Raw genomic sequence first — 14,609 nt, 5'->3', positions numbered from 1 at the left:
ACCACAACGCGTTTTTTTTGGTCATTCCATCCTCGATGGTTCGGGCGAACTGCGGTCAACACCTCGAAACGGCCAATGTCGCAGCGCCTCGTCAGGCAGCAACCGCGCTCACTCTTTGCGTCAGATTTTGCGGCCGATCACCACACACGAGATCGACAAATCGCGGCGCTGCGCCTTTTCCAACGTCGCGCCGGTTAGCGGTAGGAACACCGCCTGTTCGATCTCGAATCCCTGCGCCTCGACGAACGCGACAAACTCGCCGGTCGAACGCCACAGATAGATGTGATCGGGCGCGGGGCTGTTAATCGGAGCGTTGATGAAAATCCGTCCGCCCGGCTTGAGCGCCGCGTGCAACGACTGCAACGCACTATCTGGGCGTTCAAGATGCTCCAGCACTTCGCTGATCACCGCCATGTCGAATTCTTCGCTGCGCGACAGCACCCGCAGCACGTCCTGTTCGATGATCTCGATCTCGCGCGATACACCCAGCTTGGCGAGCGCGTGCCGCGTCTCCGCGATGCTCGAATCGGACACGTCCCAGGCTTCGAGCCGCGCGATGTTCGCCGATTGCGAGGCGAAATAGAGGAACAGGCCGTGGCCGGGGCCGACCTCGAGATAGCTCGCGCCCGCCGGCGCCCTGGCGAGGAATTCCTGGCGGAAATAGTCGAACGCCTTGGCGTGCGGTTCCCAGATGATCTGCGAAATGAGGATGCCGCGCACATAGCGGCGCATGATGTCCGGGTTCGAATAGACCTCGCGATAGACTTCATCGAAATCCGACAGGCGATATTCCTTGTGCCGCGCGAAATGGATTTCCTCGTCGACAAAGGCTTCGCACATCCAGCGATAGCATTCGCAATATTCGGTCAACTGGTCGCCGATATCCTTGAGCGCGAGCGCCGACAATTGGTCGATCCGCTCTTCCAGGCCGGGGTCGATCGTGCGGAAGCGGGCTCGGACATATTTTTCATGCTCGGGCCAGGTGTCGAGCAGCACCGAGACGATCTGCGTCGTAGCCGGATAAGGCTGCAGCGAGGCTAGTAAGGCATCTCGCGTCGGCAAGTCGATTTGCGCATTCAAAAGCCGTTCCTTTCCATCGCTCAGGCAGCGGCCGGTCTCATCGCCTGCTGCTGCGTTGGACGCAAGGCCTATAGGGTGCGCAACCACCCTCTGGGCATTTTGTGCGGCATTGCATCGACTGCCTTTGCCAGATACGGAGCGACCCGGCTCAGTAACCAGTGGCCAGACAGTTTTTTGACGAGGTTTCTATTGGTTCGGCGCTCGGTCACTGACGTGTCGGGCAAGCGGGCAGAAACAGCTAAACGGGGGTGCGCGTGTTGACCGACGAAGAGATTCTGTCTCGGATTACTAACGTGGTGCGCGATCAACTCGACGACGATGAGCTCACGCTAACCCCGACGACCGAAGCGAACAGCGTCGACGGCTGGGACAGTCTGGCGCACGTCCGCATCATGATCGCGGTCGAGGAGGAATTCGGCGTGCGCTTCCAGACATCGGAGATCACCTCGCTGAAGAATGTCGGCGGGCTGGTCGCGCTGGTCCGTTCCAAACTCTGACGCACAGAACAAAAACCGGAAGCTAGAGTCTCGCGGATGTTCGTCCCCTGGCACATGCCATGGTTGCCCAATGCTCCCGAGGATTTCCGGGCGCGGCTGAAAGCTGTGCCGTCCCTTGCCGAAGGGCACGGCGCCGCGCTGGCGCAACTCGCGCTGCACCGCCTCAATTCGACCCAGGCTCGCGCCTTCGCCAAGACGATGCGCGGCCTGACAGCGGGGGACATCTCGCTTGCCCCGCTTGCGCCATTCCGGCTGGCGGTGCTGTCATCGGCGACGTTCGACACGATCGAGGACGCGCTCGCCGCCGCGGGTGCCCGGCACGGCGTCGCGCTCGACCTGGCGGTGGCCGAATACGACCAGATCATCCAGACAGCGTTCAATCCCGGCGCAGAGGTCTTTGCGATCAGGCCCGACGCCGTCTTCGTGCATTTCGATCATCGCTGGCTTGCCCTGGACCGGTTCAGCGCTGATCCTGCCGGCACCGTCGACGCGGCCCTCGATCACATCGCGATGGTGCTGCGCGCGCTCGCCGAGGCGCCGGGTGCGCAGATCATCGTGAGCAACATCGCCACCCCTCCAGGCGGCCTGTTCGGTAGCATCGACTGCGCGGTGGCCGGGACCCAGCGCGCACAGATCGCGGCGTTTAACCGCGGATTGCGCGATCTGGCGTTGGAGATGGGTGCGCTGATCGCCGATGTCGCGGGACTGGCCGAACAGGTCGGTACGGCGACCTGGTTCGATCCGGTGATGTGGAACCTCTACAAGCTGCCGATAGCGCCAGATTGCGCCCCGCTGTTCGCGGACATGGTGGCACGAATGGTCGGCGCATTGCGCGGCAAGGCGCGCAAATGCCTGGTGCTCGATTGCGACAATACCTTGTGGGGCGGCGTGATCGGCGACGATGGGATAGAGAACATCCTGATCGGCGCAGGCAACCCGGAGGGCGAGAGCTTCCTGACGGTGCAGCAACTCGCGCTCGACCTGAAAGAGCGCGGCATCATCCTGGCGGTGTGCTCCAAGAATTTCGACGAGACCGCGCGCCAGCCGTTTCGCGAGCATGCCGACATGCTCCTGCGTGAAAGCGATATCGCGGTGTTCCAAGCCAATTGGACGGACAAGCCGAGTAACCTCGAGGCGATCGCCGCGACGCTCGAGATCGGGCTCGATGCGCTGGTGTTCCTCGACGACAACAGCGCCGAACGAGCCCAGGTGCGCGCGGCATTGCCAATGGTGGCAGTGCCCGAGCTGCCCGCCGATCCCGCCTATTATCCGCTGTATCTCACCAGCGCCGGTTATTTCGAGGCGCTTGCCTATTCGATCGAGGACGGCGCGCGGGTCGACAGCTACATCGCCAATGCGCAACGCGCCGAGGTCAAGCAACAGTCGCGTGACCTGGGCGATTACCTCCGCGCGCTCGACATGACGCTGACCGCGCAGCCGTTCGACGCTCAGGGCCGCGCGCGCATTTCGCAGCTGATCAACAAGTCGAACCAGTTCAACCTGACGACGCGGCGTTATTCCGAAGCCGGGGTGCGCGCGGTCGAGGCCGAGGCCGACACGCTGACGCTGCAAGTCCGGCTGAAGGACAAGTTCAGCGATTTCGGGATGATCGGCGTGGTGATCGCCCGCCCCCATGCCGACGATCCGGACGCGCTCGACGTCGATACCTGGCTGATGAGTTGCCGCGTGCTCGGCCGCCGGGTCGAGGAGGCCATGCTCGAGGCCGTAGTCGAGCGGGCACGCGAGGCCGGCAAATCAAGGCTCTACGCGCGCTATCTGCCGACGGCCAAGAACGGTATGGTGCGCACCTTGTTCGACACGCTGGGTCTCGAGCTGACCAGTGAGGAGGCAGACGGCGAACGCCGCTACCGGCTCGACTTGACCGGCTATACCGCGCCCGACCTTCCCTTTTCGCGCGAGCAAACCGCCCTGTGAGTCTGGTCCACCCAGCCTTGCTGTTCATGTGCCTGCCGATCTTCCTGATCGTGTTCGCGGCAGCAGGACGGCTATGGGGCAGTCGCGGCGCGCTTACCGTGCTCACCGCGGCGTCGCTGCTGTTCGGCGCTACTCAGGGCATTGCCTTCCTGGTGGTGATCGTCGCGAGTGCGCTGGTCAATTACGCGCTGCTAATGGTGATCGTGCGGTCGGATCGACCTGCTTCGGTCAGGCTCGCGCTGTACACCGGTATCGCCGCCAACATCGGACTGCTCGCGCTGGCCAAATATTCGGTCTGGCTGGGGTGGATTCCGGTCATCGGCACCGCGTCGCTGTCGCTCGCCGCGCTGATCCCGACGACCTTGTCGTTCCTCACCTTCCAGCGATCGGTCGCCTTGCTCGACGGGTTCAGCGCGCGCGGCGCGGTGGCGACCGACCTGCAGAAGCCGCGCGCCGGCGAGGCGCTGTCGCCGGCCAACCCCCCGCTCCGCTTCTTCGCCTTCGCGTCGATGTTCCCCAATCTGCTGATCGGCCCGATCGCTTATCTGGTCGAGGTCGTTCCGCAATTCGCCCGCTCGTCGTTCGGGCGGATCCGCCCGATCGATCTGTCGATCGGGCTGACGTTGCTCGCGATCGGCCTGGTCAAGAAGTTCTATTTTGCCGACATCATCGGTCGCGACTGGGTCGACCCGGTGTTCGCCGACGTCGCTGCCCATGGCGCCACCGGGGGACTGCGCGCGATCGAGGCGATGGTCGCCTATTACGTCCAGCTCTATTTCGATTTTTCGGGCTATTCGGACATGGCGCTGGGCGTCGCGCGGATGATGGGCATCACCCTGCCGATCAATTTCGATTCGCCGTCGCGCGCGACCGGGATCGTCGATTTCTACCGTCGCTGGCATATCACGCTGACCCGCGTGATCGCGCGTTTCCTGTTTTCCCCACTGTCGATCGCCGGCACGCGTTATGCCGCGCGCAAACGCTGGCGCGGCGCCCGCGCCCAGGCGGTCTCGCTATGGTTGCCGCTGATCGTGAACTTCATCGTCATCGGGCTGTGGCACGGCCCCCGCCTGACCTACGTGCTGTTCGGGACGATCCACGGCCTCTGGTACATTCTGGAGACCGAAGTTCGCGGCACCAAATGGTGGAAGAAGCGGCGCAAGACGATCGCCGAGCCGATCCGGATGCTGGGCGGCATGGCGCTGACGATTCCGCTGCTGATCCTGACGTTCGCATTGTTCCGGTCGGCGACCCTGGCGGACTTCGGCCACCTTCTCGGCAGCCTGGGCAATCCCGCCCAGCCCGGCGTCGACCTGCCCTCGACCTGGAAATTCGCTCAGCTGGGCCTGGCCTATGCGATCGTGATGTTCGGCCCCAATGCCTATGAAATGCTCGGCCGCTACCGCCCCGGAATCCGCTCGTACATTAACGTATCGATCACGCCGCGCCTCTTCGCGTTCCGCTGGCGCCCGACCTTGTTCTGGGGATTGTTGGTCTGCGCGGCGATCGCGGCGGTCATCGGCAAGATGTCGGCAGTGACACCCTTCGCCTATCAGGTGTTCTGATGCGGGCGATCATCGACCGGCTGGTGTCGGCGATCCGGCGGACGATCTACGGAGCACCGCGACGGCAGGGCGCCCACAGGTTCATCATCGCCCAAGCGAATAACCGATTATTCCTGCCGGTCGTCGTGTTGCCGGTGCTGTACGGTATCGGCCTTTGCGCCATCCTGATGCTGGTCGATCCCTATGACCTACGACCGTGGGGATTGTCCCCGCGACTGACTCGTCAAAGCTATCCGACGATCGAGAAGGTCAATCTGGTTCGCGTGTACGTGAACACGCCGCACGACTTGATCCTGCTCGGCAGTTCGACGGCCATGCCATTCACCGAGGAGCAACTCGACGCCGCATTCGGCTACAAGTCATCGGTCAATCTGTCGTACGAGGCCCTGATGCCGCCAGATGCGAGCAGGGTCCTGACCGCTGCGGTGGATACGCCCGGCCTGAAGCGGTTGATGATCGGCATCGACTATGTCCAGATGCGCGCCGACGACAAGATGGAATACCTTGGCCGCGGAGCGATCGCGTCGCTCACCAATCAATGGTTCGACATGCCGGACTTCACGCTTCCCGTGGTCCGCGCCAGCCTGCATCGCTTGAAAGGGGACAATTTCGACGTGCCTGAGTGGCGCCCGGAGGTCGATAAACTATACGACGCTCCCGCGGTGACCACCCGCCCGGACATCATGGCGATGCTCGACGATTCGGTCGCCCATCCCGATCCCGCCATCTTCGAACCGGCGCCCGTCAGAACGTGCTCGTCTTATCCCTTCATCGACCGAGTATTGCTGCCGGTCGGGCGAGCGGCGATGATCCGCAAGATCCATGTCGACCTGCTGTTCCCGCCGGTACCGTTCCAATCCTATTACAACTGGCAAAAACACCCCTATTCACAATATTATCCGAGTTGGGGGACCGGGTCGCATTACCGTCAGTTGGTCGATTTCTATCAATGTGTCGTGGAGGCGGTCGCGGCCAACGGCCTGCCCAATGTCACTGCCCACGCGCTGGATGCCGACCCGCGACTGACGCAGATCACCGACTTTCGGGACACAATCCACCTGACCCGCCCCGACGCATTGCGGCGAGCGCTATCGGCCATTCGCAATGGCGATGACGTCGTCACACCGACGACCTTCGCGACCTACCGCAAGGCAATGGACCAGGGCGTTGCGAATGCTCGCTCCTGGCGTTGGTCACCCGTCAAATGACGCCGGGCACGTTTGGATGGCTCCGCGATAGCGTGCGACGATCGCTATACGGCGGTCCGCACGGCTGCTCGCAAATCGCGTCTCGTCGTCGAATACGCGGTCGCTGGCTGTTTCTGTCGCTCGCAATGTTGCCGGTCCTTTATGGTATGGCGCTATGCGCATTGTTGATGATCGTCGACCCCTACGATCTCAGGCCATGGGGTCTCTCGCCAATCCTAGTCGATGCGGAATATCCACCCGACAAGACCGTGAATCTGATCCGCGTCGTCGCCCGACAACCGCATGACCTGGTCATGTTCGGCGGATCGACCACGATGCCGTTCACCGCACCACGGCTGAACGCGGTGTTCGGTTCGAAGTCGGCGGTCAACCTGTCGTACATGGCGCCGATGCCCACCGACACGGCACCCGTCCTGCTTCGGCTGGTCGAGACGCCTGGTCTCAAACGACTGATCGTCGCAGTCGATTTCAGCGAGATGCGGCGCGATGGCGATACTTTCTATCTGGGCGGAAGCGCGGTGACGTCGTTGCGCGCCCATTGGTACGACATGCCGGACTTCACCCGCCCGGTGGCGCGTGCCAGTCTCAACCGGCTATGGGGCCGCGCGTTCGACATTCCTGGCTGGCGCGGTGAAGTGACCGCCTTGGTCGATGCGCCCTCGGTGACCACGCATACCGACTATATGGCACTGCTGAACGACGCTGTATCACATCCGGACCCCGCTATGGACGCGCAAGCGTCCGCGATTGCCTGTGCGGCCTACCCCTATCTTACGCAGGTCTTGCTGCCGGTTGGCCGTGCCGCGCTCCAGCGCGGCGTCCACATCGACATCGTGTTCCCACCGATCCCCTTCCAGACCTATTACAACTGGCAAAAAAATCATCTCGAGTTCAGCAGCTGGGAAAAGGGCGCGCATCACCGACAATTGGTCGGTTTCTACGGCTGCATTGTAAAAACCATCGCCGCGGCACACTTGGCTAACGTCACCGTCCACGCGACTGATACCGACCGCCGCCTAACCGATCTCGCCGACTATCGCGATACGGTGCACCTGACGAAGAGCGCCACGCTGACGGCGATGCTCCAGGATATCCGGGACCGTACCACGGTCGTAACCCCGGAAAGCCTCGACGCCTTCGGCCGGTTGATCGACGAAGGCATCGCGGACGTACGGACTTGGCGTTGGTCCGATCGACGCTCCTCCCCACCTCGCTAATCGCCCTCGGCGGCGCTGCTGTCGAACCGGATCTCAGCCAGCGGGCGCGTCCGCACGCCTCGCCACCTTCCCGAATGCGTCTAGAATGGTGGGTATCAGCGCCTCGGGCAAATTGTGACCCGTTCCCGGCACCTCGGTGATCTGGGCGGTCGCCGTTCGACACTACCGCGGCGAGCTGGCGACCGACCCCGGCGGGATAGAACATGCGATCGAAATCGCGTTCGACCCGTTGGCGAAGGGCGTCTTCCGCAACCGGGTAGCCCGGGCTGCCGATCACCTGTTCGCCCCTGATCCCATGCGCGACCATCGCCTCGCGATCGCCGCCGGTCGGCCGCGTCGTCAGTACCGCCATCGCCTCGGGCTTCGATGGCGGCAGATTGGGATTTCCGGTCGACGACATGATCGAGGTCAGCGACATTACCCGGTCGGGATATTGCGCCGCGACCAATTGTGCGATCATCCCGCCCATTGACGCGCCCATGATGTGCGCGCGGCTTATGTCGAGTGCGTCGAGCAGCCCGACCGCGTCGGCCGCCATGTCGTTGAGCGTATAGGGCACGTCAGGCTTCTGTCCGGCCATCAGCGCTCCGACCAGCGCGGGGATTTCGGGCACCGGCGCGCCGTCGAACTTGCTCGACAGGCCGATGTCGCGTTTGTCGTAACGAATCACAAAATAGCCACGGGCGGCAAGTTGCTCGACGAACGGCAGCGGCCAACGAGTCAGCTGCGCCGCCAGCCCCATGATCAGCAGCACCACTGGGTCAGTCGGCTGGCCAAAGGTCTCATATTCGATCTCGATGCCGTTCGCCTGGGCCTTCATCCGGATTTCCTCTCGTCGCTCAACGCCACCATATGCGCATCGATCACCGCGTCGATCGTCTTGTCGTCGACATGCAACTGGCCGTCGATGATCAACATGGCGAGACCGTGCGCCACCGACCAGGATTGCAGCGCGAAGATGCGCGGCTCCATTCCCGGCGGGGCGAGCTTCGCGGCATTCTCCATCAGGAAGCGCATCGCATTGTCGGGCGAATCGGCGAGCTCGACCACCTTGCCGGTCGGCGGGTTGGCGAAGATCAAGCGGAACAACGCCGTGTGGAGCAGCGCGAAACGGACATAGGCCGCCCCGGTCGCATTGAACCCCGCAACCCCGCCGCCCGCGGCGTCATAGGCGGTGTGCTGCACCTGGCTCAGCATATCCAGCCCTTGGGCGGCGAGCGCGGCCATCAACGCCGCCTTGTCGGGGAAATGGCGGTAGACCGCGGTCGCACTGACTCCGACGCCGCGCGCGACTTCGCGCAGCGACAGATTCTCGGCATCGCGCGCGGCGAGCAGGCGCAGCCCCTGGTCGATCAGCGCCGCACGCAGATCGCCGTGATGATAGGAGGCTTTGACCTTCACCCCCCGCCTCGCCAATTCAGGTCCCAAAACATGTTGACACTGTTACCATAGCTTTTATGTTTACACCATAAACATCGAGTCGGAGACCAGTCATGGCGAGCGTGATCGAAAATGCAATCCGCGGAACCGTCACCAAGGGCATCGAGGTAATGGCCGAGTTCAACCGCAAGCGCATGCCCGATCAGGATCACCCCTTCCTGACCGGCATCCATCGACCGATGGACGGCGAGATCACGCTGGAGGATCTGACCGTCACCGGGACGATCCCGGCAGAACTCGACGGCCGCTATCTGCGCATCGGGCCGAACCCGGCGAAGCCCGAGGCAAAGGGCTATCACTGGTTCACTGGCGACGGGATGGTGCACGGCATCGCGCTCCGGGAGGGCAAGGCGCTGTGGTATCGCAACCGCTGGATCCGATCGAAGACGGTCGAGGCGGAGACCGGCATGAAGCACGCACCGGGGCCGCGCCATGGCGGGTTCGACACGGTCAATACCAACGTGCTCGGCATCGCCGGCCGCACCTGGGCCCTGGTCGAGGCGGGAAGCTATCCGGTCGAACTCGCCGACACGCTGGACGAACAGACCTATAATCCGTTCGACGACACGTTGACGGGCAGCTTCACCGCGCACCCGCATCTCGACCCCAAGACGGGCGAACATCATGCCGTCTGTTACGAAGCGATGGATCCGGAGACGGTGCGTCACGTAGTATTGTCCCCCAACGGCAAGGTGACGCGTGAGCTGGCCATCAAGGTCAAGCACGGCCCGTCGATCCACGATTGCGCGATCACCGATCGCTATGCGCTGATCCTCGACCTGCCGGTCACCTTTTCGATGAAGTCGCTGATCGGCGGCCACAGCTTTCCCTATCGCTGGAACCCCGAACACCAGGCGCGGGTCGGCTTGCTGCCGCGTGCCGGGCAGGCGGAGGACATCGTCTGGGTCGATTGCCCGCAAACCTACATCTTCCACGTCGCCAATGCGTACGACACGCCCGACGGCAAGGTGGTGATGGACGCGTGCGTCTACGACACGATGTTCGCCGAGGCGACGGGCGGACCGTCGGGCAAGTCGCTGGGGCTGGAGCGCTGGACGATCGATCCGGTGGCGAAGACGGTCGAGCGCCGCACGATCGACGCTGCGCCGCAGGAATTTCCCCGTCCCGACGAGCGCTTTTTCGGTCAGCCCTATCGCTATGCCTACACGATGGCGCTGCCCGAGGGTGAATTCGCGATCAGCGCCACTAGGCTCTACAAGCACGATCTGGAAAGCGCGACGCGTGAAGTCCACGAGTTCGGCGATGGCCGCTATCCCGGCGAGTTCGTGTTCGTGCCGTGCGGCGACGATGCGCCCGAAGGCGACGGCTGGATGGTCGGGCTGGTCATCGACCTGCCGCAGGAGACGACCGATCTGGTGATCCTCGACGCGACGCGCTTCGCGGAGCCGCCGGTTGCCAGCATCCGCATCCCGCACCGCGTGCCGCCGGGTTTCCACGGCAATTGGGTGGCGAACGGGTAAGATACGCGGGCGCTGTTCCCGAACGGATTGGAAGCGGGGGCGGGTCTACGGATCCGCTCCATCTTCAAGGAACGAGAAAGGTCTCGCCGACAATCATTCGAGCTGAAGCCTGAATTTCCGCAGCAACCGCGCGAGCTCCGCGCGTTCGTTGCGATCGAGTCCGTCCACCGCCTGCTCAGCCGCGCTGAAATGGGAGGCGATCGCCTGGTCGATCAACCGCACGCCCCGGTCGGTGAGCATCGCCACGAGCGAGCGGCGGTCGGTCTCGTCCGGGGTCCGGGAGATCAATCCACGCTGTTCCAATCTGTTGAGACACGCCGTCATCGCGCCGGACGTCAGCAACACGGATTTCCGCAGCGCCGTGGGGCTCAAGCGATAAGGCGCACCCGACCGCCGCAGCGTGGCCAGCACGTCGAGTTCGGTATAGCCAATGCCGTGCTCCCGCAGCCGCTCGCCGGCCCGCGCCTGAAGCAGCCCGCCCAGATGCAGCAGGCGCCCGACCACCGCCATGGCCGATACGTCCAGATCCGGCCGCTCGCGCGCCCAATCACGAAGCAACTGGTCGACGATATCTTCGTCCGCGAGAGCGGGTACCTGCTCAGCCATAGGGAATAATCTTCATATCAAGTATCTTGACATAAAGATATATATTGGAGTGCAATCGACCGCAAGCCAGCTCCGGGGAACTGTCATGCGATCGATTCGAATGCTCGCCTTGTTAGCGTTGGCGCCGTTCCTTCAGGCGATGCCCGCTTCGGCGCAGCAGGCGACAAACGGTCGAATCGTGATCGAGCAGGGAAACGTGAAGCTCCCGAGCGGCGAGACGGTCCGCTATGAGATCGGCACGCTCTATGTGCCCGAGAATCGGAGCAAGCCGACGAGCCGCCGCATCGGCATCGGTTTCGCGCGGATCAAGGCACCGCATCCAACCGGCGCGCCGCCGATTTTCTGGCTTCCCGGCGGCCCTGGTCTGAGCGTGCTCGGCACTTTCACCGACAAGACCAAAGGCGCGCAGGGCCGCTTGCGGTCGTGGCTGACTTTCGGCGCGGCCGGCGACCTCGTCGTGCTCGAGCAGCGCGGCTATACCAGCCGCGGCGAGATGCTCGTCGAAACGGCCAACGCCTCCCCGCTCGACAAGCCGGCCTCGGTCCAGGCCGATACGCGCGCGATGAAGGCACTCGCCCGGCGGGCGGTCGCGCATAACCCCGACAAGGACCTGTCCGGCTACACGATCGACGCGTTCGCGGCGGATGTCGACGATCTGCGGCGGGCGCTCGGTTATGACAAGATCAGCCTGTTCGGCGGCAGTTTCGGCTCGCAATGGTCGCTCGCCGTCATGCGTTTCCATCCCGAAATCGTCGCCCGTGCCGTGCTCTCGTCGGTCGAACCGCTGAACAACGGGTTCGACATGCCGTCACACGTCTTCGCCGCGCTCCAACGCATCGCCTATGACGCCGACCGCGACCCCGGCCTGGCGCCTTATCTCCCCAATGGCGGGATGATGGCGGCGGTGCGCGCCCTGCACCAGCGCTTCGCCGCAGGGCCGCTCCGGGTGACTATCCGCGACGGTGCCGGCAAGGCGCGGACGGTCGTGCTCGGCGCGGAGGATCTGCAGCTCGCCCTGCTGGCGCATACCGATGAGGCGGAGCATTGGCCGGCTTTCATCCTGTCGCTTTATTATGGCCATTACGACGCATGGGCGCGCCAAACGATGGAAGACCGGCGCGCGGGACCGGTCAAACTGATCGGCCCGCTCGCGGACAGCAGCTTGGGCGTCACGGCGGATCGCGAGCACCAGATGCGCACCGACCCCGCGCTGGACCTGCTGGGCACCTGGAATTTCGAGGCGAACCTGGTGTCGGCGCCCGACTGGCCGACGCCCGACATGGGCGACGCGGTGCGGCGCCCGCTCGTGACTTCGATCCCCACCGTCTTCGTGCACGGCGACTGGGACACGTCGACACCGGTCGAGAACACGCTCGGCCTGCTGCCCTTTTTTCCCAATGGCCATGCCATCCTCGTGCACCGCGCCGGGCATGACGGCACCTTTTACCAGTTGCGCGAGAACCCCGCCGCCAAGCAGGCGATCTACGATTTCCTGCGCACCGGAGAAACGCAGGGGTTGCCGACCGAAGTGTCGCTGGCGGCGCCAAGGTTCGAAATCCCCGGCTTTGCGCCGCCGAAATAGGCGGCGACCTCCCTCCCCAGCCCGTTGGGATGAAATTGCCTTACCAGCGCCACGCCAGAGTGAACGCCGCCGCGCCGACGGTTCCCGCGCCGCGGGTCCATTGGTTGAGATAGCCGATCTCGAGGCCGACGCGTTTGGCCAGCGGCACGCCAAGCCCGAGAAAGTTGCGCGCGCGGTCGTACCCGCCGCGCTGCCCGGCGCCGCCTGCCAGATTGACGAAGCTCTCGTGAGTGGCGAGCAGCTTCAGCTTGCCGGTGACCGGCAGCGTCAGCCGCACGAACGGCCTGAGCCGCACGCCCGTCCCGCTCGATCCGTCGCGCCAGCGCTCTTCGACCCGCAGCCGCGCGCCGACACCGACGGGACCGATCGTCGCGAGACGATCTACGCTGAGATCCTGGCGCACGCGCTGCTCGATCGTCACGCGACCGCCACGATAAACGATGTCGCGGACATAGCCCGCCGCCAAAGTCGCACGGTCGAAGCGAAACCCGAGCATCGCGATATTCTCGCTCTCGTAAAGGCCACCCTCCCCGTCGCGGCCGAAGCGTTCGGTAGTCTCGACACCCAGTTCCACCCGTCCGGCGACCGGACCTCGAGCATTGGCGTCGAGCCACAGCTGGGCGTCATCGGCCTCGGCGGCCGACGGCAGCACCAGCAAGAAGCCTCCGATCGCTACATGACATTTCCATGACATTTTTGTGTCATGGCAGAAGTGGCCGTCCTATGCATCCTTCTTGTTGGGCCCACGCAATCAGGCCGCGGCCGCGATCCTCAAGCCCTGAGCCGAGAATGATCGGAAGGTGATCGACCAGCGGGTCTGATCGATCGGCGCGATGCTGTGCTCCCAATCGTGCCGAACCTCTCCCGACAAATGGTAGAGCCCGCGTGGCTCGAGCGGCACGTTGACCCGGCGCCAGCGCTCGCCTTGCTTGCGGCGAAAACGCATCGTAGCCGGCGCGCCGAGTGAAATGCCGACGACCTGATCGTAGATCGGGCGGTCGCGATGCCAGCCGATCCCGGCGCCAGGATCGTAGCGCAACAGCAGCGCCTGGACGAGCGCGTCGGGCGCCGTTCCTGCCGCGACCGCGGCGCGATCGCGGATCGGCAGCAGCCAGTCGGGCATAGGGTCGCCGCGCCCGAGCTCGCCCGACTGGAAGTCATATTGCCAGCCGAAACTGTGGGTGAGGCGCTTGCCGATCCATTGCTGGAAGCGGAACGGGGTGAGCTCAATGGAATCGATCGCCGCGATCAGCACGCGCTCCCCGGCGGGCGTCAGAACGTCGGGTCGGGTGCCCAGACCGGACACCGCCGGTGTATCGAACAGATCGGCGATCACGCATCCGATATGTGAACAATCGGGGAACATGCAAGACGTCAGGGGATACGTGCGCTGGCGACACGCTTACGAAACCGGGTGAGCTGGTCCGGGAACGTAAGGCACGTCCTTGAGGTAATCGAGCATTTCGCGAATGCGGTCGATATCTTGGCTCTGTTCATCGGGCCGGACCTCGAACAAAGATCCCAGAACCTCTCTAAGCCACGCCATAATGTCTACTCCATTAGGTACCGTCCGGCCCTAACTGGGAGAACGTGGTTAACATGCGGTGACCGGCGAACCTCTGTCCTCCTCATATTGGAAGAAGGCCGCAAAGCCGCGCGATCAGCGTGATCGACTTTTCCTTTGTTGCGGCATTGGGCGTTTCGGCGCATGGGACTTGCCTGTTTTACCCGTAAAGTGAAGTGACGATGATGGCCGCCAAATGGGCCCCCGATAGCTGGACCTCTCACGAAGCGCGCCAGTTGCCCAATTATCCCGACGCCGCGGCACTCGCCGCCGCAACGAAGCAGCTGACCAGCTATCCGCCGCTGGTCTTTGCCGGAGAGGCGCGCAATCTGACGACCGATCTCGCGCGCGTCGTCGAGGGCAAGGCGTTCCTGCTCCAGGGCGGCGATTGCGCCGAGAGCTTCGCCGAATTCCACCCCAACAACATCCGCGAT

The 14,609-nt window shown here is 63.8% G+C and carries 14 protein-coding genes and 1 pseudogene; 9 read left to right on the top strand and 6 right to left on the bottom strand.

All coding sequences use genetic code 11. The annotated features are described in order from the left end of the window. Positions 1–120: 120 nt before the first annotated feature. Positions 121–1,080 (bottom strand): class I SAM-dependent methyltransferase, encoded by a 960-nt coding sequence (locus tag SMA01S_RS14740; protein WP_066823794.1) that lies wholly within the window; start codon positions 1,078–1,080, stop codon positions 121–123. Between the two features lie 254 nt (positions 1,081–1,334). Between SMA01S_RS14740 and SMA01S_RS14735 the strand changes: the two genes are divergently transcribed. The 6 genes from SMA01S_RS14735 (at position 1,335) to SMA01S_RS25190 (ending at position 7,974) form a co-directional block, all read left to right on the top strand. Next, positions 1,335–1,577, top strand: coding sequence for an acyl carrier protein (locus SMA01S_RS14735; protein ID WP_218016902.1), 243 nt, complete (start codon positions 1,335–1,337; stop codon positions 1,575–1,577). Positions 1,578–1,613: 36 nt separating this feature from the next. Next, on the top strand, positions 1,614–3,512 hold the full coding sequence (locus SMA01S_RS14730) for an HAD-IIIC family phosphatase (protein ID WP_066823792.1): 1,899 nt from the start codon (positions 1,614–1,616) through the stop codon (positions 3,510–3,512). Continuing rightward, on the top strand, positions 3,509–5,077 hold the full coding sequence (locus tag SMA01S_RS14725; protein WP_066823790.1) for an MBOAT family O-acyltransferase: 1,569 nt from the start codon (positions 3,509–3,511) through the stop codon (positions 5,075–5,077). Before SMA01S_RS14730 ends, SMA01S_RS14725 begins: the two co-directional genes overlap by 4 nt. Beyond that, on the top strand, positions 5,077–6,285 hold the full coding sequence (locus tag SMA01S_RS14720) for a hypothetical protein (RefSeq protein ID WP_066823788.1): 1,209 nt from the start codon (positions 5,077–5,079) through the stop codon (positions 6,283–6,285). Before SMA01S_RS14725 ends, SMA01S_RS14720 begins: the two co-directional genes overlap by 1 nt. Positions 6,286–6,452: 167 nt before the next feature. Beyond that, a complete protein-coding gene (locus tag SMA01S_RS14715) occupies positions 6,453–7,502 on the top strand; it encodes a hypothetical protein (RefSeq protein WP_157093960.1) in 1,050 nt (349 codons plus the stop codon). Positions 7,503–7,638: 136 nt separating this feature from the next. After that, entirely contained in the window at positions 7,639–7,974 is a 336-nt protein-coding gene (locus SMA01S_RS25190) for a hypothetical protein (RefSeq protein WP_245649294.1), read from the top strand. Here the strand turns inward: SMA01S_RS25190 and SMA01S_RS25185 are convergent. Continuing rightward, positions 7,933–8,244 (bottom strand): annotated as a pseudogene (locus tag SMA01S_RS25185) (alpha/beta fold hydrolase); the annotation flags it as partial. The gene SMA01S_RS25190 and the pseudogene SMA01S_RS25185 sit on opposite strands and share 42 nt — an antisense overlap. 74 nt (positions 8,245–8,318) lie before the next feature. Next, the gene (locus tag SMA01S_RS14710; protein WP_066823783.1) at positions 8,319–8,903 is read right to left on the bottom strand and encodes a TetR/AcrR family transcriptional regulator; all 585 of its coding nucleotides are present in this window, start codon (positions 8,901–8,903) and stop codon (positions 8,319–8,321) included. 92 nt (positions 8,904–8,995) lie between these two features. Between SMA01S_RS14710 and SMA01S_RS14705 the strand changes: the two genes are divergently transcribed. After that, the gene (locus SMA01S_RS14705) at positions 8,996–10,423 is read left to right on the top strand and encodes an 8'-apo-carotenoid 13,14-cleaving dioxygenase (protein WP_066823780.1); all 1,428 of its coding nucleotides are present in this window, start codon (positions 8,996–8,998) and stop codon (positions 10,421–10,423) included. A gap of 93 nt (positions 10,424–10,516) precedes the next feature. Here the strand turns inward: SMA01S_RS14705 and SMA01S_RS14700 are convergent, their stop codons facing one another. Then, positions 10,517–11,029 (bottom strand): MarR family winged helix-turn-helix transcriptional regulator, encoded by a 513-nt coding sequence (locus SMA01S_RS14700; protein WP_066823777.1) that lies wholly within the window; start codon positions 11,027–11,029, stop codon positions 10,517–10,519. A 100-nt stretch (positions 11,030–11,129) separates the two neighbouring features. On the opposite strand from SMA01S_RS14700, the gene SMA01S_RS14695 reads away from it, so the two are divergent. Continuing rightward, positions 11,130–12,611, top strand: a complete 1,482-nt coding sequence (locus SMA01S_RS14695) for an alpha/beta hydrolase (protein WP_084250327.1) — start codon at positions 11,130–11,132, stop codon at positions 12,609–12,611. 40 nt (positions 12,612–12,651) lie between these two features. On the opposite strand, the gene SMA01S_RS14690 is transcribed toward SMA01S_RS14695, so the two are convergent. Both SMA01S_RS14690 and SMA01S_RS14685 read right to left on the bottom strand, forming a co-directional pair. Beyond that, entirely contained in the window at positions 12,652–13,263 is a 612-nt protein-coding gene (locus SMA01S_RS14690; protein WP_245649293.1) for a DUF2490 domain-containing protein, read from the bottom strand. A gap of 99 nt (positions 13,264–13,362) precedes the next feature. Continuing rightward, the gene (locus SMA01S_RS14685) at positions 13,363–13,947 is read right to left on the bottom strand and encodes an alpha-ketoglutarate-dependent dioxygenase AlkB (protein WP_245649290.1); all 585 of its coding nucleotides are present in this window, start codon (positions 13,945–13,947) and stop codon (positions 13,363–13,365) included. A gap of 410 nt (positions 13,948–14,357) precedes the next feature. On the opposite strand from SMA01S_RS14685, the gene SMA01S_RS14680 reads away from it, so the two are divergent. After that, on the top strand, positions 14,358–14,609 hold a 252-nt coding region (locus SMA01S_RS14680; protein ID WP_439654312.1), incomplete at its 3' end, for a 3-deoxy-7-phosphoheptulonate synthase.

It is taken from the genome of Sphingomonas mali NBRC 15500 (assembly GCF_001598415.1).
Taxonomy (GTDB): domain Bacteria; phylum Pseudomonadota; class Alphaproteobacteria; order Sphingomonadales; family Sphingomonadaceae; genus Sphingomonas; species Sphingomonas mali.
This window is presented reverse-complemented; position numbering and strand designations above follow the sequence as displayed.